Raw genomic sequence first — 23,839 nt, forward strand, 5'->3', positions numbered from 1 at the left:
CTTGGTATTAAAAAGCTCTTCCGAAAGGAAGAGTTTTTTAATTTATACAGACACCAGTTAAGTTACAAAGATCTTGAAGAGCAAAAAAACTAAAGATGGTTAACTTAAACGATGCAGTTAATGATAGCAAAGGAAATATTTTTATTGACCATCTTATTAATAATTAGTATAATGATAAATAAGATATGAACTTATACATAATTAAGGGAAAACAAGATTCTGGAAGAGGAAGAGAGGGATATGGATATGTCTGATCAATACATTAAATAATCTTGCAGGCAAATTAATAAATTGGAGGTGTAAGGATGACTGAACTCATCTTGTCCAGATTACAATTTGCGGTAGTTACATCTTATCATTTCTTGTTCGTGCCACTGACACTAGGGTTAGGAGTACTAGTGGCGATGATGGAGACATGGTATGTGCGAACTGGAAATGAAACGTACAAGAAAATGACAAAGTTTTGGGGGAAATTATTCCTTATTAATTTTGCACTAGGTGTTGTGACCGGAATAGTCCAAGAATTTCAGTTCGGAATGAATTGGTCTGAGTATTCTAGGTTTGTCGGTGATATCTTTGGAGCACCTTTAGCAGTTGAGGCCTTAGTTGCATTTTTTCTAGAGTCTACGTTCTTAGGAGTCTGGGTTTTTGGCTGGGATAGATTGCCCAAAAAAGTACACTTACTTAGTATTTGGCTTGTGGCTATTTCCTCTAACTTGTCCGCACTTTGGATTTTAATTGCCAACTCCTTTATGCAAGAACCAGTTGGGTATATTTTACGAAATGGCCGGGCAGAGATGACCGACTTCCTAGCCTTAATCACTAATCCTCATGTCTTTTATCAGTTTCCTCACACTGTACTCAGTGGATTTGTGACCGCAGCGTTCTTTGTCATGGGAATTAGTGCTTTCCATTTATTGAAAAAGAATCATCTGGACGTTTTTCGGCGTTCGTTCCATATAGCAGTCATTTTTGGGTTAATCAGTGCTTTCGGAGTTGCGGGAGTGGGGCACCTACAAGGAATGCATCTTGTTCAAGCACAGCCTATGAAAATGGCTGCGGCGGAAGCGCATTGGGAGACGGAAAATCCTGCTGGATTATTGTTATATGCCTCTATTGATGAGCAAGGACAGAAAAATAATTCTGAACTTAAAATACCAGCCCTGTTAAGCTTCCTTTCCTATAATAGCTTTACAGGGGAAGTTAAGGGAATTCATGAGCTTCAGGCCGCTGCAGTCAAGCAATATGGGCCAGGAAACTATGTTCCACCGGTAACGTCTTTGTTCTGGAGTTTCCGGATTATGTTGACAGCCGGAGTGTGGTTATTATTGATTGCTCTCGTTGGACTTTATTTCTATAAGACGAATCGCTTAGAGCAAAAGGCTTGGTTTTTAAAGATTGTGCTTTGGACGATTCCAGTACCCTATATAGCGAATACCACGGGTTGGTACTTAGCTGAAGTTGGGCGTCAGCCGTGGATTGTTTATGGATTACAAAAGGTAGAGGCAGGAGTATCGTCCTCTGTCTCGGCAGTTTCCATGTTGATCGCCTTGGTTGGCTTCACTCTGATTTATGCAGCCTTAGCGTTGGCGGGCGTTTACCTCTTTATTAAGGTTATAAAGAAAGGCCCGGAAGAGGCCAGCCCAGAAGAAACGCTGAAAAGTAGAATAAAGGGGGCGTCATTATGGACTTGAACATCCTCTGGTTCATACTTATTACCGTCTTATTTGTCGGGTTCTTTTTTCTGGAAGGGTTTGATTTCGGAGTAGGTATTTTACTTCCTTTCTTAGGAAAAAACGATAAGGAACGTCGTATCATCATCAATACCATCGGACCCCACTGGGATGGGAATGAGGTCTGGTTGATTACCGCTGGTGGAGCCATGTTTGCTGCTTTTCCTAATTGGTATGCAACTTTGTTTAGTGGCTTCTTTCTCGCCTTGTTTCTGGTGTTAGTAGCCGTGATCATTCGTGGGGTTGCCTTTGAATTTCGCAGCAGTGACAGTAGTCCTCGTTGGCGGGGAACCTGGGATTGGATGATCTTCACAGGAAGTTTCCTGTCAGCTCTCCTTTGGGGTGTCGCCATGACGAATTTGCTTCGGGGAGTACCGATTGATGCCAAGATGCATTACGTTGGAACTTTTTTTGATCTTCTTTCACCGTATGCTATCGTTGGGGGTTTAGCCACACTGTTTGTATTCATCTTTCACGGTGCCTTGTATCTCAGTCTCAAGACTACGGGTGAGATGGCTGAGCGTGCCTCAAAAGCCGCCCAGAGTACGGGTTTGTTAGCCATCCTGGTTATTCTACTGCTGGCTGGTTTAACCTATCTTCAGACGGATCTATTCTTAAGTCATGGGGCAGGTATTACTTTGATAGCATCTGGAGTAGCCCTTATTCTAGCCAATGTATTAATACGTTTCCGTAAGGTTGGCTGGGCTTTTGTGACGAATGGTTTGACTATTCTCTTGTTTACTGTATCCTTGTTCTGGGGAATCTTCCCACGAGTGATGGTTTCTAGTCTCAATGCGGAGTGGAGTCTAAACATTTATAATGCTTCGTCCAGTCCTTATACGCTGAAAATAATGACGATCATTGCCTTGACCATGGTTCCGATTGTTCTTCTGTATCAGGGATGGACCTATTGGGTCTTCCGCAAACGGGTGACAGAGAAAGACCTTCACTATTAAGTTGGCATCCTTTAGAATGAAGGGGCAAGAAGAGTCTTGCTCCTTCATTTTTGCTTGGTGAAGCATGAAGTGGCGCACATTTTTACTTGTCAAGTTGAGGATGCAAGTGAAAGAACCGTCCCTTACTTGCACTTAGGAGATGAAAAAATGTTCGATAAGCGGTTAGTTCGAGAGGGGAGGCCCGTCTTTTGGTATCTATTGCTCACGGTCGGGATGGGCATCGGGATCGCTTTATTGGCCGTCGCCCAAGCTTGGTTTTTCTCCCGAATCGTGGCCGAGGTCTTCTTAGAGGGAGCCAACCTTAAGACAGTCTGGAATTCTCCTTTTCTAATTCTCGCGATCATTGTGCTGCGGGCCAGCTTTCAATGGGTTAGTGAAATTAGCGCCCATGAAGCATCCTCCTGTATCAAGGCAAGTCTGCGCAAACGCTTAATGAGCCATATTGTCTCCTTGGGACCTGTATATGCTCGAGGGGAAAGGACGGGAGAGTTAATCACAACTGTGGTAGATGGGATTGAATCTCTAGAGGAATACTTTTCGAAATACCTTCCCCAACTGCTTTTGGCCGTAGGAATACCCCAAATTATTTTAGGATTTGTGTTTCCGCTAGATTGGAAATCCGGCTTAATTCTTCTCTTGACGGGACCGCTTATTCCTGTATTTATGATTCTGATTGGAAAGATGGCTGAGACAAAGTCCCTAAACCAGTGGCAAAGTCTGAGCTGGATGAGCGCACATTTCTTAGATGTTTTGCAAGGAATGACGACCCTCAAAGTCTTCGGAAGGGCAAAAGATCAAACACGGGTGATTGAAAGAGTCAGTGATTCGTTTCGGAGGACAACTCTAAGTGTGTTGCGGATTGCTTTTTTGTCGGCGCTTGTCTTGGAGTTCTTAGCTACTATGAGTACTGCTTTAGTAGCCGTAACTATCGGGTTAAGGCTTGTCTATGGAACCCTCTCTTTCTCTGCGGGGTTGTTTCTCTTGCTCCTTGCACCGGAATTTTACACCCCCTTAAGATCTCTCGGCTTGAATTTCCATGCTGGGTTGTCTGGGGTAAACGCTGCTGAGCGAATCTTTGAGATTATGGATCAACCTTTGATGAGTGATGATGAGGAGAAGAATAACAACATTGAGAAGGTCGATGACAATGGAGAGAATGCCATAAGAACATGGCGTGATCAAGTCTTATCCTCTGATTTTCATATTTCCTTTAATCACGTTAGCTTAACTTACCAACCAGGAACGGCCCCGGCTTTAAACGAAATAAACCTATCCCTACATACTAGAGAGAGAATTGCCCTCGTCGGACCTAGTGGGGCGGGCAAAACTTCGATTGCCCAGCTGTTGTTACGCTTCATTGAGCCATCTGAAGGTGAAATTTTTGTCAACGGAGATTTGCTTAAGACAATTTCGCTCGAAAATTGGCGGGAACAGATTTCGTACGTTCCCCAGAATCCCTACCTTTTTTCGGGGAGCATTGCGGAAAACATTCTAATGGGTCGGCCTTCTGCAACAGTCGCAGAACTCACGAGGGCAGCACAAGAGGGGTCAGCCCATGACTTTATTTTGGAACTTCCAGATGGTTACCAAACGCTCCTCGGAGAAGGAGGGACTCGCTTAAGCGGCGGACAAGCTCAAAGGATTGCTATTGCCAGGGCTTTCTTAAAGGATGCTCCGCTGCTTATTTTAGATGAAGCGACGTCTTCCTTGGATCCAGAAAGTGAGTACGCAGTTCAGCAGGCCTTGAAACGACTCTCGCAGGGAAGAACCGTTTTAATCATTGCCCACAGGCTTAGTACGGTTCGCCAGGTGGACCGGATCCTTGTGATGGAGCAAGGTCAGATTGTGGAACAGGGTAACCACGAGGAATTGATGAGCGAGCAGGGCCTCTATTATCGCATGGTTAGAGAATTTCGAGGGGAGTCTATATGAAGAGCATGACTTGGTTAATCCAATTGATGTTACCCTATTGGCGCCGAATCCTGCTGGCTTTGATTTTGAGTACACTTACGATTTCGAGTCATATCGGCTTAATGGCGACGTCTGCTTATCTTTTGTCCCGAGCTGCGCTTCATCCGCCAATACTCGATTTAATGGTAACCATTGTAGGAGTGCGTTTTTTTGGGCTCTCCCGCGCAGTTTTACGCTATTTAGAACGCTATGTGTCTCACGACGTGACATTCCGGGTTTTAAGCCAAATTCGGGTGAAGTTTTATCAAGCGGTAGAGCCTCTAGCTCCAGCTCGGTTGAAAAACTTCCGCAGTGGGGATATGCTGAGTCGGATTGTGGCAGACGTAGAAACTCAGCAGAATCTTTACTTGCGTGTTTTCGCGCCACCCTTCGTCGCGTTATTGGTCCTGTTCGGATATGGATTTTTTCTGGCCCGTTATGATGTGCGGTTTTCCTTTATTCTTGCGGCCTGTTTTCTGGTAGCCGGGCTTGGAATACCATGGGGAATTAAAGGTTTGAGTCAAGGGATTGGGCATCAGATTGTTGCTCTTAAGGCAGAATTAGCGACACAGGTAGCCGATAGCTTCTTGGGAATTACGGAACTCGTAGCCTATGGTCAAGCCCAAGCGCACTTGGAAAAAATTCAGCAAATGGACAAGAAATTGATGGATCTGCAGCGTCGAATCGTTAGGCTTTCAGCTCTTTCCGCCGCACTGACGGGGATGATCGCTAACTTGGGTTTATGGCTCGTCTTGGTTCTAGGAATTCTACTTGTAGAAAAGGGAAAATTGAGCGGAGTCAACTTGGGCATGTTAGCCTTGGGGACCTTCAGCAGCTTTGAAGCACTGTTTCCTTTGGCCCTTGTCCCTCATCATCTGGAACAAAACCGTGCTGCTGCGGATCGCTTGCTCGAATTGATTGAGGCAGAACCCGCCGTAAAAGACAGCGGTCATCTGTCTCCCCAATCAGAAGGATTGGATATAGTTTTCCAAGACGTGAGCCTTAGGTATGAGCAAGACGAACCTTGGGCTTTGAAACATTTGTCGTTTAAGATTCCCCAACAAAGTAAGGTGGCTATTGTCGGCCCGAGTGGAGCAGGTAAGACCAGTGTCGTGAATCTTCTCCTTCGTTTTTGGGAATACGATGAGGGGCGAATTGACTTGGGTGGGTATTCGTTACGGGAGTATCCTCAGGAGGATGTTAGGGGCTTTATTGGGGTCGTGACTCAACGAACGCATCTGTTTAACGCGACAATCCGAGAAAATCTTCTTTTGGCGAATCCCAAGGCTACGGACGAAGAACTGATTCATGCAGCTCAGCAAGCTAAACTCCATGATTTTATCCTATCTCTACCTCAAGGGTATAACAGCTTCGTCGGGGAAGGTGGATTCAAACTATCTGGGGGACAAAGACAACGCTTGGCCATTGCCCGAGTCTTGTTAAAGAACGCCCCGATTTTGATCTTGGATGAAGCCATGGCTGGGCTTGACTCCTTGACAGAACGAGAGGTCATGGATGAAGTCTATCAGCTCATGGAAGGGCGTTCGGCTTTGGTGATAACTCATCGCCTGATTGGATTGGAGAAGATGGATGAGATTCTGGTTTTGGACCGGGGCCAGATCGTGGAACGAGGAACACACGAGGAGCTCCTACAACTAAGAGGGCTCTATCGGAAAATGTGGGAAATTTAGCAGTTTTTGGACAGTTACTCTTCGCCCTCTGTCCCTTGCCCTAAGAGTAATTCAGCTTCGTCGGCCGGAAGTGTCTGCACGGTTTTCAGCTTGCGTGCAATGGTTCGAGATTTCCTGGTTGCTGTATCGATGGTGTTGCTCGCTTCTTGGAGTTTTTTCTGCGTTTTTTCTAGGACCTCTACAAATTTACCGAATTCTGTTTTTACTGCGCTCAGCAAGTTCCAAACTTCGCTAGAGCGCTTTTCTATTGCCAAGGTTCTAAAGCCCATTTGTAGGCTGTTAAGGAGAGCAGCCAACGTTGTTGGCCCTGTTACGATGACTTTGTATTCTCGTTGGAGAAGTTCACAAAGACCGGGACGACGTAACACTTCGGCATATAGTCCTTCAACGGGTAAGAATAAGATGCCAAAATCCGTAGTGTTCGGAGGATCGATGTATTTGTCTCGAATGGTTTTGCCCTCAAACTTGATACGGTTTTCTAGGGATTTACCGAGTTCTTCGATGCGTGTAAGATTGGCCTGATCCTGTGCTTCGATTAAACGTTCATAATCTTCGATTGGAAATTTAGCATCGATTGGAAGCCAAATGATGCTGTCCCGACCGTCTCGAGCGGGAAGTTTGATCGCAAATTCGACGCGGTCGTTGCTTCCTGTTTTGGTAATAACATTTGTGGCATATTGTTCGGGAGTTAAGATTTGCTCTAATAGATTCCCCAGTTGAATTTCTCCCCAAATCCCTCGAGTTTTTACATTGGTAAGAACTTTCTTTAGGTCACCCACCCCAGAAGCCAACGTTTGCATTTCGCCTAGCCCCTTATGCACCGCTTCCAAGCGTTCACTCACTAATTTAAAGGATTCTCCTAAACGTTGTTCAAGGGTGGCACTAAGTTTCTCATCGACAGTCGCGCGCATCTGGTCTAATTTCTGCCCGTTATCCTGTTGGATAAGGAGAAGCCGTTCCTCTACCGTTTTGCGCAATTGTTCTAATTTTTGATCATTCGTTTTGGTTAAGGATGTTAATTGCGTGGAAAAGATGTCCAATTGGTTGCGTTGAAGGTTGGCAATTTCCGCCATGCGTGCCAGTACAGAATCGTTAAACGAATGGACGGATTGATTTAGCTCCTCGCGGACTTGTCTGGCGTTAGTATTAGATTCTTCTCGATTCTTGGAGATTTCTCCGTTGACCAATCGTTCGTTGCGTTCAAGGGTTTTCTCGAGAGAATTGAATTTACCTTCGAACTGGACAAAGGGAGAGTTCGACGACCGTGTCAATAGGATAATCAATAAAATGATGGTGATGACAACAAGGATGATTAAGCCGATCAGTAATTGTTCTGTCATAAAAAGTGCCTCCCAGTTATGTAGTTGCCTTAGATTAATACTCTATCATAACTCAGAGACTTTTTTGTGAAAAGATATTAATTCAATGAATCCTTGTCTATTCCTTACTGGTTAAAAACAGAATACATATTTTTTTCGGAATATGAATAAATTTTATAAAGGATTTTGAAGGTTGAAAGAGAATTAATCGAATGTAGTCGAGAGTCGAATAAGGTACCAAACTGGAGGAAGCAATGAAAAAATTTACAATAAGTGTAACGACTCTTATCATAGTAACCTTGTTATTCGGTTTAGGCGGTTTATCCTTTGTAGCTTATTTTAAGACGAGAGAACTCTTAATTTCAAATTTAGAAATGCATATCTCCTCGTTGACGAGATCTTCGGGTTCTGAAGTGGGTTTGTGGTTAAAAGCTCACCAAACAGATATGGAGGTCATGGCGAACACACCGTTACTGGAAAGTATGGACCAAAACCTCATCATTCCTTATATGAGAAAAGAGAGTTTGCGCAATAAAGACTTTGAGCAGTTTTTTACTGCCGACAGTAAGGGCAACTCTTTTTCTAATTCAGGCTACATATTTAGTGTTGCCGACTGTGATTACTTTCAAAAAGTTATGGCTTCAGGCGAGTCTGTAATATCAGATCCTGTGGTCTCTAAGGAAAGTGGGAATCGAGTGATCGTGTTGGCATCACCGATTAAGAATGGAGATAAGATCGTCGGCCTTATAGGGGGCACTGTCAACATTGCTGAACTTACACGAATTGTTTCGACCAAAAGGGTTGCAGAAATCGGCTATGCTTTTATGGTTCAGGAAGATGGTCAGATCATGACTCAATCAAATCAAGAATTTACCATGTCTAATAATGCCCTCAAAGAAGATAATGCTTCCCTGGATTTTAAAGGAGCTATCCGCAAAATGATTCAAGTGCAAACAGGGGTTACCCGGTCTTCATTTCAAAATAAGGATACTTATTTAGCCTTTGCTCCGGTGCCAGGGGTAAAATGGTCTTTTGGGCTAGTGGTTCCAGTTAGTTATGTCACGAATCAGCTCCGTTATCTGCCGATCAACTTTGGTTTACTGACGATATTTGTTGGTTTTCTTTTAGTTTTTGTCCTGAATCGTTGGCTTGTCATTCCACTTGCTAAATTGGCGAAGTTTACAACAGAGCTTGGCGGGAATTTGCAGGAAAATGTGGAGGATAATTATCGATTAAATGGTCCGGTAGCAGAAGTGCAATCTTTAGCTACCAACTTTCAAACGATGGCGAGTGCGCTTCATTCAAGCTTTCAAGAACTAGACAGTTTGAATGGGAATTTAGAAAGGGAAGTAAGTGAGAGAACTACGGTTCAACAAGATTTGAAGAAAAGTTACGAAGAACTTGGGGCAGCCGAGGAAGAATTGAGATGCAACTACGATAAACTGCAAGCACAAGGGATTGCTCTACGGGAATCAGAGCGTCGTTTTCGTTCCTTGTTAGAAAATGTTGAACTAATTACTGGAATTATCAGTATGGAAGGTCGTGTCATTTTCATTAATGACTTTGCGCTCAGACTTACGGGGTTTGAACAGGACGAAGTGATCGGACAGGACTATTTTAGTAGTTTTATTCCTGTTGAAGTGCGAGATAATGTGAAATTCCGCTTCACAGAGGCACTAAATAGTAATGAGGCTATGTATCATGGTACTTATCCTATTCTGATTAAATCCGGGGAAAAACGTTTAGTCCATTGGAATAATACTCTCCTCTTTGATTCTGAGGGCAAGGTCACTGGTTTTGCTAGTATCGGAGAAGATATTACCGAACGTAGGAAATTTGAAAAAAGACTCAAATACCTTAGCTTTCATGACTCTCTAACAAGTCTTTACAATCGTACGTATTTTGAAGAAAACCTAAAAAGTCTCGAGGGGGAGAGTTTCGCTCCATTAGGAATGATTATCTGTGATGTCGATGGCTTAAAACTGGTAAATGACACCCTAGGACATAGTACGGGCGATCGATTACTCCGATTAACAGCCGGAATTATTAAACAGTGTTTCCGGGAAGGCGACTTGCTCTTTAGGATTGGAGGAGATGAGTTCGCAATTATTTTACCCAACAGCGGATTATCATTAGTGGAACAAGCCTGCTATAGAATTCGCCAAGGAGTTGAAAACTACAATGTAGCACATGACGAGTTTCCTCTCAGCTTATCTGTGGGATTTGCGGTGAGTAGAGAAACCTATCCGAACATTGGCGATGTCTTTAAAGAAGCGGACACTAACATGTACCGCGAAAAACTAAATCGCTGTAAAAGCAGTCGTAGCGCCTTAGTTCAGGTCTTGAATAAAAATTAGCCCGTTGACTTTAAACATTTTCCATGTTAAATTGAACAAAATAATATTGTAACGGGCGGGGGGGCTGGAAAGGCCGGCTGAGATTTAGACCCTATGAGGTCTAGGACCCTTATAACCTGATCTGGATAATGCCAGCGTAGGTAAGCAGTTTTACTCTTTTATGAAGATGAGAGAGCACAAACCCTATTCTGGGGATTTGTGCTCTTTTAGAATTTAAGAGAATTTACGAAAGTTTAGGAGGACGTTATGAAAAAGGTACTTACCATAGCTGGTTCAGATAGTAGTGGGGGAGCGGGAATTCAAGCCGATCTGAAAACTTTTTCTGCCCATGGGGTCTTTGGAATGAGTGTCATAACCGCCGTCACCGCCCAAAATACCCAAGGAGTTTTCGCAGTACAGGATATCACTAGAGATGTTATTGCCAAACAAATCGAGGCAATCTTTGAGGATATTGAGGTCGACGGGGTGAAAATCGGTATGGTTTCCCAAGTGCAAACCATAGAGGTGATCGCAGAGCAGTTAAGACACTATGCACCTCAAACCATCGTTGTGGACCCGGTCATGGTATCTAAAAGCGGCTACCACTTATTAAACCCAGAGGCGGAAGTAACTCTGATCAAGGAATTGCTGCCTTTGGCAATGATGGTAACACCCAATATTCCGGAGGCTGAGGTCATGACCAAAATGTCCATTCGCACGCTAAAGCAAATGGAAGAGGCCGCCAAAATTATTTATCAGATGGGGGCCAAGAATGTACTCCTGAAGGGAGGACACTTAGAGGATGACTCGACTGATATCCTCTATGATGGACGGGAATTCAGTTATTTTTCCTCATCTCGGATTGCAACTAAGAATACTCACGGAACGGGGTGCACACTTTCGTCCGCCATCACGGCAAATATGGCTTTAGGATATTCCCTAAACGAAGCCGTCTCCCGAGCTAAGGAGTACATTACAATAGCGATTCAACATTCTTTATCCATTGGCAAAGGCGTGGGGCCAACTCATCACTTTTATACACTTTACAAAAAGGCGGGATTAATCGAGTGAGCTTAGAAAAACAGAATAACTTAAGCATGTTAAACTTTACAACCCTTTGGTTCGGGGCAGCAATTTCCGTGGCTGAAATTTTAGCCGGTGGATTGCTAGCTCCTCTGGGCTTCAAGATGGGACTTTTGGCGATTATTTTAGGACACATAGTGGGAACATCCCTTCTGGTGTTGGGAGGAATCATCGGCACCAATGAGCGGATTCCAGCTCTAGTGTCCACCAGAATTTCCTTTGGACAGTATGGTTCGTACCTATTTTCCATTCTCAATGTTTTACAGTTACTGGGTTGGACGGCTGTGATGATTATATCTGGAGCGCGCTCGGTCAACCAGATTACTAAACTATTATGGTCGTTCGACCATCTGACGATTTGGAGCCTGATTATTGGTGCCTTTATTTTTGTTTGGGTCTGGCTGGGCAAAGATAGTGGTTGGAAAAAGGTCAACCATATTGCCGTTATATTATTGTTTTTGTTGACAATGGTCTTAAGTTTTATCATTTTCCGCAATCCAGAGCTGTTTAATAAGCAAGTGGTTGGGGATATGACGTTCGGTTCGGGTTTAGAATTAGCAGTGGTTATGCCCTTATCCTGGTTACCCTTGATCTCCGACTATACCCGCTTTGCCAAAACGAAACGTGGTGGGGCTGGGGGGAGCTGGCTCGGCTACTTTTTCGGCAGCAGTTGGATGTACGTTATAGGCTTAGGTGCAGCCATCATCTCCTCGGATCCCGATCCTTCGGCTATGTTACTCGCTGCAAACCTTGGGATTATGGCCTTAGGAATTATTGTCTTAGCTACCGTAACAACGACCTTTCTCGACGCTTATTCGGCCGGAGTTACTTTTTTGAACCTCTTTCCGAAATTTAAAGAAAAAACAGTAGCCTTGGTCATGACCGCGATTGGAACCGGACTAGCAATTATCGTGAATATTGAACAATATCAGGATTTCCTCTATGCTATCGGCTCGGTTTTTGCACCCTTGTTTGCTATCTTGTTGACGGATTATTTTCTCTTGAAAAACAAGAGGATACATGCTGAGCTGCTTGTTAACTGGGGAACCCTGGCCCTCTGTGTCATAGGGACAGGGTTATACTACCAGTTTATTAAGTTGGATTTTGTTCTGGGAGCTACCATTCCGGTGATGCTGCTGATCAGCATACTGCATTTTATAACTTGGAGGGTGACAGGCAAATGGAACTACGTGAAAAAATCTCCGCTAACTTAAGCTCGGTTAAAGAAAAAAGCCCCTTGATTCATCATATTACCAACTATGTCACTGTCAATGATTGCGCGAATATCGTCCTAGCTATCGGCGGTTCTCCCGTCATGGCCGATGATCTGGAGGAAGTTGCCGAAATGGTAGGCTTTGCTTCTGCCTTAGTTCTTAACATTGGCACTCTGAATTCCAGAACGATCGAAAGCATGCTGGTCGCCGGACGGCGAGCGAAGGAATTGGGCGTCCCTGTGATCCTAGATCCTGTTGGGGTAGGGGCAACAAAGCTTAGAACCGATACTGCTGAAAAACTCATTAAAGAGTTAAAACCCGAAGTCATCCGGGGGAATATGTCTGAAATCAAAGTCTTAGCGGGCCAAAATGTGGCTATTAAGGGAGTGGATTCGCTGGCCGATGAACAAGGCAGTTCTATCATTGCACGCACATTGGCCACTGAGCTACATTGTGTCATTGCCATTACAGGAAAAACGGATGTCGTGTCCGATGGCCGTCAAGTTTGCCTGCTGGATAACGGTCACCGAATTTTGGCAGACGTCACTGGAACGGGGTGTATGACAAGCTCGCTCGTGGCTACCTTCTGTGGCGTAACAAATGATTATTTCACGGCTTCAGTGGCTGGAATCATAAGCATGGGGTTAGCAGGAGAGATGGCTCAGTCTTCGATGCACCATGGAGATGGGATAGGAACGTTTAGGGCGCGGCTGTTTGATAGTATCTACAATCTGTCCCCTGAGATCCTAGCCCAAGAAGGTAAAATCCGCTATGAATGAAGTCAAGGTGGACTATAGTTTGTATTTGGTCACCGATCGAAACGCGCTCGGAGGTCGGGACTTGGCTCAGAGTGTTGAACAAGCTATTCAGGGTGGCGTGACCTTGGTTCAGCTTAGGGAAAAGTCAGTTTCGACCCGGGAGTTCTTAGAGTTGTCCCTTAGGGTCAAAGAGATAACCACTCATTATCATATCCCCCTCATCACCAATGACCGCCTAGATATTGCTCTGGCTGTAGATGCAGACGGACTGCACATCGGACAAGATGATCTCCCGATGATTAAAGCGAGGGAACTCTTGCCCAACAAAATTATCGGGGTATCAGTCAGTACCTTGGCGGAAGCATTGCTAGCCCAACAACAGGGCGCCGATTATGTGGGAGTCGGGGCAGTTTTTAGCACACCTACAAAGACCGATGCAGCTGAAGTTAGTCTCGATCAATTAGAACTTATTAAGAAATCGGTCACCATACCTGTGGTCGCGATTGGCGGAATCAATGAGAGCAACCTTCGTCAGGTTATGGCTAAAGGGATTGACGGGGTTGCTGTCGTATCCGCCATTTTGGCTAAGGAAAACATTTTAGACACTGCTAGGCATTTGCATGAACTGCTTAAAAAATAATTATCAGGGTGTTATTAGAAACGAGACTCCTCATTATGTAGAGGGGTCTCGCTTTTGGTGGATAGTTGGGTTAGGGTAACAAAGTATAAATGTTGTTTCGACCCATGTTAAGGTATGCTATAATTTTACACAGCTCAACTCATATTGGGTCTGATACGGTAAATTGTGCCTCACATTCACAAAGTTTAAGGAGGGAATCGTTTGATCACTCGTAAATTAATGATCTATGCACTTGTTTCGCTCCTCGTTGTAATATTCCCTCTAAACATGCTCATGCCTAAAGCCGCAGTCGCTAACTCCACCATAGGAGCTGTTGATTATGTTTCCCTAGGAGATTCCATCGCTTATGGTCTAAGCGCTCCTTCTGGGCAAGGATATTCTGACCTCTTCTATACCTATCTGCAAAGCAAGCCAGAATTAGCGGGTATAAAGTTATACAATCTAGCCAAACCAGGTCTGGAGAGCAGCGACCTTTTCAATGAATTAAAAAGCGACAGTAATGTGAAGGGTACCTTGGAGAATGCAAATATTGTAACTGTAAGTATTGGCGGGAACAATCTTCTTGGACCCGTGATTCGGTCCGTAGCTACGGCTTATCATCTTGATTTATCTGACCCGCAACTAAACGTAAACCTAGGGAAAGCTTTACAGAACGACAAGAACGAGACCAATACATTACTCGATCTAGCACTTTCCGGGACACTAGAAACCGAACTGAATACGGGAGTGGCCAAGTTTCAGTCAGACTGGCCACAAATGATCGAATTAATTAAAACCATGGCCCCTAAAAGTCAAATTTACGTACTTACCGTCTACAACCCTTTTTCCCAGAATGATCTCTTATTTTCCCTATTCGACCCTTATGTTCAGCAAATCAACAAGGCGATAAAGGCTGGAGATGGGTATTCAACAGCAGATATTTATACTTGTTTTCTGCAAGGATCTGCCCAGCAGCCACTTAACTATGATTTATTACAGGGCCAAACTGACCCACACCCCACCCAACAAGGTCACAAAATGATTTTCAAAACCCTGTGGAATTTGTTCGAACTGTACAATGCTTCTCCTTTAGAAAGTAAAACAGGTATCATGGCCAATAAGACATGGACCATTAAATTCAGCATGCCCTTAGCAAACTCGGCTGGAGAATTTATTCAAATCTATTCTACAACAGGTCTCCCTATAAATGTTTCGGTGAAGCCAGGGGGACTGTGGTCTGATTCCCTTGTTGTGTTGCCTCCTCAAGACGGCTATACCCCGGGTGTTTACAGTCTTTATATAAAAAGTGGGTTGCCCTCTAAATCAGGCCAGAAATTAGCTCAAAGTGTAAGAATGGACTTTACAGTTAGCTAAGAAGCATCGGTCCGTTCCGGCACCTTGCCATCCATGGCGGTGTCTAATCTCAAACATCCTTGTTTGAGTCGTGGCGGTGCTCTAACCTCGAACGTCCTGTTCGAGTCATGGACAAGTCCCGTTGGTGTACTCAACGCTTTGCCTAGTGCTTTTTGCATTGAAATAAATTTTGGCGCAAATACTTGACAAAGAGCTGAGTTTCGTTATAATTAAATCATAATCACCCAATAGAAAATGATTCAGTTTCAGTAACTTGTTGGTGGCGTGCTAGGTAAAGTTTCGATTCGTTCGGAAGTTTCAGCATAGCAATCAGTTGAGCTAATGCTGGATTCGAAGAATTGGAACCACCTAGAAGGGTGGTTTTTGTGGTCTCAAAAAGAAATCTTTCCCGCAAAGTTCCTCTTTATTAATTCTTAGTTTAGTTTGAGTTTTTAAGTCAGTTTAGTTAGTCAGTAGTCAGTAGTTAGTTGTGTATGTCTAGATTAGGTGATAATTTGATCCGTCTGAAATGAGTTAGGTTGATCTGTATCAAGTTAGGTTTAAAAGGTCTGGCAGTCTAGGTTAGTCAAGTCAAGTTTGGTTTTCCTAAGCATGTTTTTCAAGTAAGGAAATCAAGTCCAGATTCCGGTAATTGAGTTTAGATTGTCACATGTTAGAACGTTTGGTATTTCATCAGATTAGACCCGATTAGACCTAAAGTTTATACGAATAGAAATAATGGAGGATTTGTCTAGATTAGTTTCGTTACCTTAAACTTACTCTTTGAATTGGTTTAGTTTAAGTCAAAGTCAAAGTCAAAGTATTTACTCCCCTTACCATTTAGTTTCTCAAAATGTTCATTTTCAGTTTTGTTTGCTTAGGTGTAAGGTGAATCGGCTACAAATTTAGTTTACAATGGTCGTAAGTAGTTTGGTAAAACTTTGTTGATGATTAGTCTCGAGCCGTGTATCCATTAATTCTCGAGGAACTTTGCGGGATTCAATTAGTGTAAAAGTCACTCAATGAGTGGCTTTTCTTTTTTCAACAATAGAAAAATACATAAGAAAAACATGTCCTCCTTTAACAACGAAAAGCAATCCGTCATAGGATGTTAAAAAAGGTGGGCTAAACTTGAATCACAAAGGCCATTCGCTCTGTCCGGTTTTAAGAGAAAGTGGATCTGGGGCTGCTGTCAGAGATTTACAAATTCGCTTAACTGTAGCAGGTTTTAATCCCGGCAAAATTGATGGGGTTTTTGGACCACTTACGAAAGCAGCCGTCCTGGCTTTTCAAAAGAGCAAGAATCTAGTTCAGGATGGAATCGTCGGGATCAAGACATGGTCTGCTCTGGGCGCAAATTGTAATAAGACACCCATGAAGCAATGTCCAACTCTTGTACAAGGAAACACAGGGCCAGCAGTTGTAAAGCTCCAAGAACTCTTGCGAACGTATGGATTTTATTCAGGTATGCTCGATGGGATTTTTGGACCCATTACGAGAGCAGCTGTTCTGGCTTACCAAATGAGTATGAACTTAGTTCCAGATGGAATCGTTGGTATTAAGACTTGGACTGCACTTGGTGTGAATTGCATATAGATTATTGAGTAGAAGTTAACTTCTCTTTAAACCCACCTTCATCGTTTTGAAGGTGGGTTTAAAGATTTATCAGTTAGTTAGAAGTTACTTTCTGAGAGGACTTTGATAAGGAAAGAAGCACCCCAGATATCACTAAGATAAACCCGATCCAATGATAGGCGGCTAATGATTCCTTTAGGATAATAACACTTAAAGTAATGCTAAATACATGCTGCATATTACTAAAAATTGAAGCCTTGCCACTTCCGATCTTGTTAATACCATAAAGATTGAGGAAAAAGGCCACTCCAGCAGCCAAGAAGCCCATGTATAAAATAATAAGCCATTCGGACATAGAAACATTCCATCCCGATGATTTTAGTTGCCATGCACCCATAGGAATTAGCATTATAGCTGCGAAAATCAAAGCGTAAATACTTGTGACAAGGGAGGAGAATTTATGCATGATGTTCTGCCCTAAAAGATTGAACAAACCGATGGACAATACATTGATGAATAAGTATAATTCACCGACTCCTAATTTAAAGGTGAGTAAATGAAGCAATGAGCCTTGAGTAAATACAATCATTAAACCCATAAAGGAAGTTATCATACCCAGAGTTTGGAATTTCGAAGGTTTCAGCTTATAGAGGAGAAATATCAGCGTATTCGTCACTGCTGGAAGGGTCGCAAAAACAACGGAGGCATTAGTCCCTGTCGTTTGCTGTAACCCCAAGAGTAACGCAACATAAGGGACTACAATCCCTAAGATACTAATAATAACCAGTTGAAACCATTCCATTTTGTTAGGTTTGGGAGCTTTTTTCATCTGGGGCCAGGCTAGTGGTAAAAGAATGATCAGTCCTAAAACTACTCGTATAGCGGATAAAGTAAAAGGTGGCACTAGGCCCGCGATCAGCCGACCCGCAATGACATTTCCACCATAAATGAGCGAGGAAAGAAGCACAAAAAAATAGGCCTTAAAGCGAGTGGTTTGATTACTTCGTAAATGTTGCATTATAAGCTCCCTTGATTGATTTGGATGTTTAACCAATAGCTATTATATAAAATGATGGGCTGATATTATAGAGGGTAGGCATAAATTCTGATGAAATATTGATCAGGAATAAGTAAAATTTACATTGATACTCAGGCTACTTATATCTAATATTAAGTTGCCAGTAGCTACAGCTCTTTATAAGGCTGAATTTTCCGAAAGGTAAAAAAGGACTGCTCAATTATGCGTCCTATAAGAAATATTTACGTTATATGAAATTACTATATTAAATCGTTAGTATTGCATCTAAAAGTGTTGAGAATAGAGGTCCAGGGTAGGATGTGATTGGATTCAAATAATTACGACATTTTGCCCAAACATTTATCGAATGAATCATAGTTATAATTTATTGCACCATATTGTTGTACTATAGACAGAATGCTAATCTACGTGCTAATCTTCATTTGTGGGGTCATTGCGCTCTGTCTATGTTGCAGGCCAATACCTTAAAACAAAGAGGAGGTGTAGATATGGCGAAAAATCGACCTCGGTATCAATTCCAAAATTACCACGTTTTAATTATCCTCTTAGTATCGATCGGTATGCTTACCTTATCAGGGTGTGGCGTTTCAGTGACAAATATCCTACCTAGATCATCACCCCAGATGCAGCAAACGTCAACTTTTACAGCGACAACTAGGCAGAACACCTACGTTGTGGGAGACACATTCAAGATTGGGGATCTCCAATACAAAATAAATCGTGTCAGGACTTCGGATGGTGATGCAAATAAAGGCATATCACCAAGGCAGGGGAACACTTTCCTGCTTGTAGATCTAACTATAGAAAATCAAGGAAGTATCGATGCCGAGGTTAGGAGCATGGTAGGGTTTAAACTTAAAGACAAGGATGGCCGAAGTCAAGCTTTTAGCATGGGGGCAGCTCTGGCCGTTAAAGATGCAATGGACGGGACAATTTCAGATGGGGGGGAAATGACGGGCGAATTAGGTTATGAGGTCCTAAGGGGAGCTCAAACATTCGATTTAGTAATTACACCTTATCCTTTAAGTTCTAAAACTGCAATAGTTCATATCACTACTAATGTTAATCCGGAATATAAGTAATGGATATGAAGGAAACCTTCGGTACCCCCCTTTTAGACCGCGTTTAAGCCAGTAAGAAGCATTGAATCCATATCGACTCCCAAAATCATTCAGCGATTTTTAAGCTTTCAGGACACTCATCAGGGCTATTCCTAGAAGAAAGCTGGACTTTTACCGCCAAAATATTGATCATAGAGCAGATTTGATTGCTATAGCTCAGAAACTTACTAAAAGGTTCAACTTAAACTATTTGTTCAATATACAGGTTAAGTATCATAAAGGAAAGGGCTACTTTATTGAAATTAACACCCGAATGTCCGGCGGGATTCATAACTCTTGTTTAGCGGCTGTTAATGTTCTATATCTTGCATTAAGCTTCTAATAGGAGAGGGACCGACTACTCGGGAGACGATACGTTGGGATTTTCAAATACGCACTCGTAGAGAACTATGAGCTTACAGACCTTGGATAGAAATTTTTTTACATCCTTCATCGGCTTTTAATATTTAAAAGGCCACGCGCATGCGTAGCCTTTTAAATATTTGATTAGAAAGTATAACTTTCTAAAAGCCAAAGTTTTTTTATCTCTCCGAGACGTGTCTTGTGAATAAATTCGAGTAATTTAGCCTTAATAGACACGTTTTGCCCCAACATATGCTTTGGTCCAATAGGGAGTAAAACTATAAATTGCAATTCCCTTACTACTCGTTGCACTGATAAATTGATTACTTCCAATATAGATGCCTACATGACTAACTTGCTTTCCAGAGGTGAGGTTAAAGAAAACCAAGTCCCCTGGAATGAGATTGCTAAAGGCCACTGGGGTTCCTATTCCGTATTGATCAATGCTAACACGCGGCAAAGTGATTTTCTGGCTAGCAAAAACATAACGTGTAAAGCCGGAGCAGTCGAATCCATTAGGAGTGGTGCCTCCCCATCTGTAAGGAACTCCTAAGAAACTTTTGGCTGTAGTAATGATTTGTTTAGTTTTTTCCTGGAGAAACAAGGGGACAGGTTCATTGTTTCTGATCGTGATTACAATAGGTCGAAGTGTCATCCGTTTAGCCTTGTGTCTGTGATTTCTGCCGAAACACTACATGTTCCATAAATCAGAACAGCTATCACTCCGACTACAAGCCGTTGCCTAATACAGGCCTTAGAATAGGGGGGAAGGTGTTGAGAATCGCTGTGGGTAGGTAGGATATGGTAACACCCAGGGTCATAGGAAGTCCGATAATTAGCCCGTATTCAAATTATATTTCTGGCTCATAGCTATCTGAAGGCCCCCCGCGATCTGGGAGCACATGAGGTAAATCATGGAACTGCCAATGACTACGGAAGGGATGTTACCTAGAACTGCAATGGTTTTTGGGAGGAAGGACAAAGCCAAAAACCCTAGGCTTATAGGAATCAAGGTAAATCTAGAAGCTACTCCACTGGCGATAATTACTCCAGGACTAAAGAAAAAGTTTACAGCACCGATGACCCCCAGGAAACCAGACAGTACATTGACTAATCCAGTAACGGCGACCCCTCTAGTGATCCGATTAGGCATATTATCTGGTTTGAGAAGTTCATCGACCGCTTGAATTGATCCTAGGTTGTTGACGGATAGCGCAAGAAAACAAATCAATAAAGAGAGAAAGACACCCGAATCGAAGACGAAAGAAGGTTTTAAACCTTGCCAAAAGTTGGCAGCGTCCGGAAGGTCGTTGGTTGGAAGATGTGACTGAGGGAACAGGAGAAGGTAAGGTAAAGTAAAGTTACTCCGATTATAGCCCAAAAGTAATTATAGCCTAAAAATGGGTTGTGTATATAATATCACGTGACTAGTGCAGAATTGCACAATTAGAGAATTAAGGAGTTTTTGAATTATGGCAAAAAAAGCATATAAGTGAATCGGGATATCTAACACCTCTTTACATTGACGCTGCGTAAAGGTGTATAGTAATTTTGTCAGGAGGTGATCACGTGGAATACACGGTGCAAAAATTAGGTCGAATGGCAGGTGTTAGCACTCGTACTCTGAGATATTATGATGAGATAGGAATTCTTAAACCAGCAAGAATTAACTCGTCAGGGTATCGCATTTATGGTCAAGCCGAAGTTGATCGGTTGCAACAGATTCTTTTTTATAGAGAGTTAGGTGTGGGCTTGGAAAGTATTAAAGCTATCGTAACAGCACCTTCTTTCAACGGAGCTAAGGCACTGAGAGAACATCGTGAGAAGCTTCTTGAAAAAAGAGTGCAATTGGATGTGTTGATTTCCAATGTTGATAAGACCATTGCGCTAATCGAAGGGAGAATTATCATGTCGGATAAAGAAAAATTTGAAGGCTTTAAGCAAAAGCTCGTGGATGACAATGAAGCAAAGTATGGCGAGGAAATCCGCGAAAAATATGGCGATGAGACGATTAACAAGTCAAATCAAAAAGTAAAGCTTATGTCGCAAGAGCAATATGACGAAGTGACGAAGCTTGCTACAGAGGTTATCGAAACCCTGCATGCTGCGTTTAAAACGGGCGACCCTGCTGGAGAACTCTCTCAAAAAACGGCAGATCTCCATCGTCAGTGGCTATGCTATTATTGGGATAGCTATTCAAAAGAAGCCCATGCTGGACTTGCTCAGATGTATGTGGATGATCCGAGATTTACTGCATATTATGATGAGAAGCAACCGGGCGCTGCAGAATTTCTAAGAGATGCGGTCTTCATTTATACGGGAATGAATAAATAAGCTAAACGAAACAGCATTTTTATGGCCAACGTAGTTGCGTGGCCTTTTCTATTTCTCACTATTTATTAATGTTTTCCCCAAGGTTAATAATAGAAAAACAAAACTGCGAGTAAGGTTGTATAGCCAAAGTTATTGGCATCAAAGTCCCTTCTAAAAGGCTTTGTTTTGTCGACAGAATACCTATGATATAATTATTAGTATAAAAATTAATGTTTATGGAGAGTTATATGGTTTTTAATGAAATTATCAAGAAGCTTCCAGAAAGACCTGGAATCTATATGATGGTTGATTCACTGGGGAATATAATCTATGTCGGTAAAGCGAAAAACCTCAAGAACAGGGTGTCACAATACTTTCGAAACCAAAAGGATAGAGCTCCAAAAGTGGCTGAAATGATAGATAATATTCATACGTTTAATTATATCGTTACAGATACAGAACTGGATGCATTTATTGAAGAATGCCGCCTTATCAAGGAAATACAACCTAGATATAACAAGCAGATGAAGAATTATCGAAATTATAGTTACATAAAAATACCGGCAGAACAATACCCCAAGATTTCTAAAGTAAATGAAAAAACTGAAGATGATGCCTTATATTTTGGCCCTTTTACCAGTCCCCATCGGGTGGAGAACACAGTACAATACTTGAATGATTTCTATCCTATAAGAAAATGCACTACCCCAGGATTAGTAAAGAGGGCTAATGGTTGTCTGTTTCGACAATTGGGCACTTGCTTGGGTGTTTGTACTGGGCAGGTAAGTCCTGATGAATACAGGGTTCACGTTGAAAGAATTCGACGGGTTTTAAACGGGAATGATATGATAGCTGTTCTGGAACTTTCAAAAAGGTTCGACGAGGCTATTGAGAAGCTAGAATTTGAAAAGGCCGCTCAATATAGGGGGTATGACTTAGGACTTAGACATGTCATTGGAAAGCAGCGATTAGTTCAATCCTCAAGTAAAAATAGAAATATCTTAGCGGTTGAATTTATTGACGCTACACTTGCTAAATTATTCCTTATCAAAGGGAATAAGCTTCTTTATGGGAAAGTTTTTAATATATTAACGGCAGATATGACAGAATTTAGGCAGTATCTAAAACAGATAATCAGTGATAAGTTTATAACAGAAAAAAGTGACATGTGTAGATTGAATCAGAAGGATATCGATGAAGCTCAAATTATTTATTCGTATCTGAAAAAGAATAGAAAAAGAATACTTAGTTTTTGGATACCTTCAACACTACTGAATAAAGAAACAGCGGGTATAGATGCCACAGTCTCAAAAATTATAAATAGGATCCATAGCAATGGTGCAAGGGATTAAAGTATTATTCTTCAGAACGTATCGGTTCAGTAGTATTTATGGAAAAATCCCGTTCCCAAAGCTCATCAGGCAAACAAGTGGACAGGTTCTTTGTTTGCGACCTTAGGCATCTCATTGAGCGCAAAAGTATGGTCTACAGCAAAATACAGCCTGGTGCATCATAGTTTCCGGGCTGTATTTTGCATAAAAGGTTTGCTTAGTTTGTTCAGACCAGATGAATACATATTAATTTATATCGACATGTTGACTATTAAATAAAATATAACTACAATGTAATCATTCGAATCGGTCAGGTGGCCGACTGATATATGGGGTGAAAAAATGAGTAAAGAAGATACAGAGGTCCAGGGCCAACTAATCAGTACACGACAAAGTATACTTGATGCTGCTAGTAAATTGATTGCACAGAAGGGTGTCAAAGATACCAGTCTGGCCGATATCTCAAAGGAAGTTGGAATAAGCAAAGGAACGTTATATTACTACTATTCCACTAAGAATGATATTATCTATGACATTGCAGATATTCATCTTAAACAAATTACTGACGAGCTATTATCATGGATTAATAATATTGAGCAAAATGTTGAACCGGAGGATATATTGAAGGTGGTATTCGAAAGAATATCAACTGCGGAAACCAGAGGTAAGCTACATCTATATCTCATCAGTGATGCAGTAACGAGCAACGAACCTCTTAAACAGCGCTTCAGAGAAAAATATAAGGAGTGGAGAATAGCTCTGGAAGATGGTTTGAGAAAGGTGCTGAAAAATAGAACAGCCGACTATAGAGTATTATCCTATATAATACTGGCAGCACTTGACGGATTTACAATCCAGTGGAGGCTTGGTGAGGAGGAAATTCCAATCGACGGCATTGCCAACCTCTTATCAAAGATTAAATAAGCTTTTAGGGCTTATCGGTCGGTCGGACGACAGATAAGTACATATGAAAGGCTGGGGGGTGTGAACAAAGGTATCATTGAAGAATTTGGTAAGTATTATGGAAGTTTGACGTTTAAGGGAAACGAATAAGTATTTGTGACAGATTTAATTAAGATATGATTATTTGATGTTAACCTAATTGT

The 23,839-nt window shown here is 42.2% G+C and carries 20 protein-coding genes, 1 pseudogene and 1 riboswitch; of the genes and pseudogenes, 16 read left to right on the forward strand and 5 right to left on the reverse strand.

The window, feature by feature from the left end:
• The first annotated feature begins 305 nt into the window (after positions 1-305).
• The 4 genes from DSOL_RS22435 to cydC all read left to right on the forward strand — a co-directional run bounded on the left by DSOL_RS22435 (position 306) and on the right by cydC (position 6,330).
• Positions 306-1,694 carry a cytochrome ubiquinol oxidase subunit I gene (locus tag DSOL_RS22435; RefSeq protein ID WP_075366988.1) on the forward strand — a complete coding sequence of 463 codons (1,389 nt, stop codon included), beginning with the start codon at positions 306-308 and terminating at the stop codon, positions 1,692-1,694.
• Entirely contained in the window at positions 1,685-2,689 is a 1,005-nt protein-coding gene (gene cydB, locus DSOL_RS22440) for a cytochrome d ubiquinol oxidase subunit II (RefSeq protein WP_075366989.1), read from the forward strand. Before DSOL_RS22435 ends, cydB begins: the two co-directional genes overlap by 10 nt.
• A gap of 147 nt (positions 2,690-2,836) precedes the next feature.
• On the forward strand, positions 2,837-4,621 hold the full coding sequence (gene cydD, locus DSOL_RS22445; RefSeq protein ID WP_075367005.1) for a thiol reductant ABC exporter subunit CydD: 1,785 nt from the start codon (positions 2,837-2,839) through the stop codon (positions 4,619-4,621).
• A complete protein-coding gene (gene cydC / locus DSOL_RS22450; RefSeq protein WP_075366990.1) occupies positions 4,618-6,330 on the forward strand; it encodes a thiol reductant ABC exporter subunit CydC in 1,713 nt (570 codons plus the stop codon). The genes cydD and cydC overlap by 4 nt, the downstream gene beginning before the upstream one ends.
• A 14-nt stretch (positions 6,331-6,344) precedes the next feature.
• Here cydC and DSOL_RS22455 read toward each other — a convergent pair whose 3' ends face one another.
• Complete coding sequence (locus DSOL_RS22455) at positions 6,345-7,670, reverse strand: DNA recombination protein RmuC (RefSeq protein ID WP_075366991.1); 1,326 nt, start codon at positions 7,668-7,670, stop codon at positions 6,345-6,347.
• A gap of 233 nt (positions 7,671-7,903) precedes the next feature.
• On the opposite strand from DSOL_RS22455, the gene DSOL_RS22460 reads away from it, so the two are divergent.
• The 6 genes from DSOL_RS22460 (at position 7,904) to DSOL_RS22485 (ending at position 15,033) form a co-directional block, all read left to right on the forward strand.
• Positions 7,904-10,006 (forward strand): sensor domain-containing diguanylate cyclase, encoded by a 2,103-nt coding sequence (locus DSOL_RS22460; protein WP_075366992.1) that lies wholly within the window; start codon positions 7,904-7,906, stop codon positions 10,004-10,006.
• A 47-nt stretch (positions 10,007-10,053) separates the two neighbouring features.
• Positions 10,054-10,166, forward strand: a riboswitch (TPP riboswitch).
• Between the two features lie 86 nt (positions 10,167-10,252).
• Positions 10,253-11,056 (forward strand): bifunctional hydroxymethylpyrimidine kinase/phosphomethylpyrimidine kinase, encoded by an 804-nt coding sequence (gene thiD, locus DSOL_RS22465; RefSeq protein WP_075366993.1) that lies wholly within the window; start codon positions 10,253-10,255, stop codon positions 11,054-11,056.
• Positions 11,053-12,282 carry a putative hydroxymethylpyrimidine transporter CytX gene (gene cytX / locus DSOL_RS22470; RefSeq protein ID WP_075366994.1) on the forward strand — a complete coding sequence of 410 codons (1,230 nt, stop codon included), beginning with the start codon at positions 11,053-11,055 and terminating at the stop codon, positions 12,280-12,282. Before thiD ends, cytX begins: the two co-directional genes overlap by 4 nt.
• On the forward strand, positions 12,249-13,061 hold the full coding sequence (gene thiM, locus DSOL_RS22475; RefSeq protein ID WP_075366995.1) for a hydroxyethylthiazole kinase: 813 nt from the start codon (positions 12,249-12,251) through the stop codon (positions 13,059-13,061). The genes cytX and thiM overlap by 34 nt, the downstream gene beginning before the upstream one ends.
• Positions 13,054-13,680: a thiamine phosphate synthase gene (gene thiE / locus DSOL_RS22480; protein WP_075366996.1), complete on the forward strand. Its 627-nt coding sequence runs from the start codon at positions 13,054-13,056 to the stop codon at positions 13,678-13,680. The genes thiM and thiE overlap by 8 nt, the downstream gene beginning before the upstream one ends.
• Before the next feature lie 201 nt (positions 13,681-13,881).
• Positions 13,882-15,033, forward strand: a complete 1,152-nt coding sequence (locus DSOL_RS22485) for a GDSL-type esterase/lipase family protein (RefSeq protein WP_075366997.1) — start codon at positions 13,882-13,884, stop codon at positions 15,031-15,033.
• On the opposite strand, the gene DSOL_RS28175 is transcribed toward DSOL_RS22485, so the two are convergent.
• Positions 15,030-15,191, reverse strand: a complete 162-nt coding sequence (locus tag DSOL_RS28175) for a hypothetical protein (RefSeq protein ID WP_170871591.1) — start codon at positions 15,189-15,191, stop codon at positions 15,030-15,032. The genes DSOL_RS22485 and DSOL_RS28175 overlap by 4 nt on opposite strands.
• 952 nt (positions 15,192-16,143) lie before the next feature.
• Here DSOL_RS28175 and DSOL_RS22490 point away from each other — a divergent pair.
• Complete coding sequence (locus tag DSOL_RS22490) at positions 16,144-16,608, forward strand: peptidoglycan-binding domain-containing protein (RefSeq protein WP_075366998.1); 465 nt, start codon at positions 16,144-16,146, stop codon at positions 16,606-16,608.
• 73 nt (positions 16,609-16,681) lie between these two features.
• On the opposite strand, the gene DSOL_RS22495 is transcribed toward DSOL_RS22490, so the two are convergent.
• Positions 16,682-17,605, reverse strand: a complete 924-nt coding sequence (locus tag DSOL_RS22495; protein ID WP_075366999.1) for a DMT family transporter — start codon at positions 17,603-17,605, stop codon at positions 16,682-16,684.
• A 509-nt stretch (positions 17,606-18,114) separates the two neighbouring features.
• Between DSOL_RS22495 and DSOL_RS22500 the strand changes: the two genes are divergently transcribed.
• Both DSOL_RS22500 and DSOL_RS29225 read left to right on the forward strand, forming a co-directional pair.
• On the forward strand, positions 18,115-18,708 hold the full coding sequence (locus DSOL_RS22500) for a DUF4352 domain-containing protein (protein WP_075367000.1): 594 nt from the start codon (positions 18,115-18,117) through the stop codon (positions 18,706-18,708).
• A gap of 118 nt (positions 18,709-18,826) precedes the next feature.
• On the forward strand, positions 18,827-19,069 hold the full coding sequence (locus DSOL_RS29225; protein WP_345788416.1) for an ATP-grasp domain-containing protein: 243 nt from the start codon (positions 18,827-18,829) through the stop codon (positions 19,067-19,069).
• A 246-nt stretch (positions 19,070-19,315) separates the two neighbouring features.
• Here DSOL_RS29225 and DSOL_RS22505 read toward each other — a convergent pair.
• Together DSOL_RS22505 and DSOL_RS29230 are read right to left on the reverse strand one after the other, a co-directional pair.
• Positions 19,316-19,681, reverse strand: a pseudogene (locus DSOL_RS22505) (C40 family peptidase); the annotation flags it as partial.
• Positions 19,682-19,924: 243 nt separating this feature from the next.
• On the reverse strand, positions 19,925-20,320 hold the full coding sequence (locus tag DSOL_RS29230) for a solute carrier family 23 protein (protein ID WP_235838963.1): 396 nt from the start codon (positions 20,318-20,320) through the stop codon (positions 19,925-19,927).
• Positions 20,321-20,658: 338 nt separating this feature from the next.
• On the opposite strand from DSOL_RS29230, the gene DSOL_RS22515 reads away from it, so the two are divergent.
• The 3 genes from DSOL_RS22515 to DSOL_RS22525 all read left to right on the forward strand — a co-directional run bounded on the left by DSOL_RS22515 (position 20,659) and on the right by DSOL_RS22525 (position 23,657).
• Positions 20,659-21,423 carry a MerR family transcriptional regulator gene (locus tag DSOL_RS22515; protein WP_075367002.1) on the forward strand — a complete coding sequence of 255 codons (765 nt, stop codon included), beginning with the start codon at positions 20,659-20,661 and terminating at the stop codon, positions 21,421-21,423.
• A gap of 227 nt (positions 21,424-21,650) precedes the next feature.
• Complete coding sequence (locus DSOL_RS22520; protein ID WP_170871592.1) at positions 21,651-22,754, forward strand: GIY-YIG nuclease family protein; 1,104 nt, start codon at positions 21,651-21,653, stop codon at positions 22,752-22,754.
• Between the two features lie 321 nt (positions 22,755-23,075).
• Complete coding sequence (locus tag DSOL_RS22525) at positions 23,076-23,657, forward strand: TetR/AcrR family transcriptional regulator (protein ID WP_075367004.1); 582 nt, start codon at positions 23,076-23,078, stop codon at positions 23,655-23,657.
• Positions 23,658-23,839 lie beyond the last annotated feature (182 nt).

The sequence above is a fragment of the Desulfosporosinus metallidurans genome, assembly GCF_001936615.1.
Lineage (GTDB): Bacteria > Bacillota > Desulfitobacteriia > Desulfitobacteriales > Desulfitobacteriaceae > Desulfosporosinus > Desulfosporosinus metallidurans.

Bases quoted from the DNA above. Each gene is read 5' to 3' on its own strand.
- DSOL_RS22435 (WP_075366988.1), top strand. From the start codon at position 306: ATGACTGAACTCATCTTGTCCAGATTACAATTTGCGGTAGTTACATCT.
- cydB (WP_075366989.1), top strand. From the start codon at position 1,685: ATGGACTTGAACATCCTCTGGTTCATACTTATTACCGTCTTATTTGTC.
- cydD (WP_075367005.1), top strand. From the start codon at position 2,837: ATGTTCGATAAGCGGTTAGTTCGAGAGGGGAGGCCCGTCTTTTGGTAT.
- cydC (WP_075366990.1), top strand. From the start codon at position 4,618: ATGAAGAGCATGACTTGGTTAATCCAATTGATGTTACCCTATTGGCGC.
- DSOL_RS22455 (WP_075366991.1), bottom strand. From the start codon at position 7,670: ATGACAGAACAATTACTGATCGGCTTAATCATCCTTGTTGTCATCACC.
- DSOL_RS22460 (WP_075366992.1), top strand. From the start codon at position 7,904: ATGAAAAAATTTACAATAAGTGTAACGACTCTTATCATAGTAACCTTG.
- thiD (WP_075366993.1), top strand. From the start codon at position 10,253: ATGAAAAAGGTACTTACCATAGCTGGTTCAGATAGTAGTGGGGGAGCG.
- thiM (WP_075366995.1), top strand. From the start codon at position 12,249: ATGGAACTACGTGAAAAAATCTCCGCTAACTTAAGCTCGGTTAAAGAA.
- thiE (WP_075366996.1), top strand. From the start codon at position 13,054: ATGAATGAAGTCAAGGTGGACTATAGTTTGTATTTGGTCACCGATCGA.
- DSOL_RS28175 (WP_170871591.1), bottom strand. From the start codon at position 15,191: ATGCAAAAAGCACTAGGCAAAGCGTTGAGTACACCAACGGGACTTGTC.
- DSOL_RS22495 (WP_075366999.1), bottom strand. From the start codon at position 17,605: ATGCAACATTTACGAAGTAATCAAACCACTCGCTTTAAGGCCTATTTT.
- DSOL_RS22500 (WP_075367000.1), top strand. From the start codon at position 18,115: ATGGCGAAAAATCGACCTCGGTATCAATTCCAAAATTACCACGTTTTA.
- DSOL_RS22520 (WP_170871592.1), top strand. From the start codon at position 21,651: ATGGTTTTTAATGAAATTATCAAGAAGCTTCCAGAAAGACCTGGAATC.
- DSOL_RS22525 (WP_075367004.1), top strand. From the start codon at position 23,076: ATGAGTAAAGAAGATACAGAGGTCCAGGGCCAACTAATCAGTACACGA.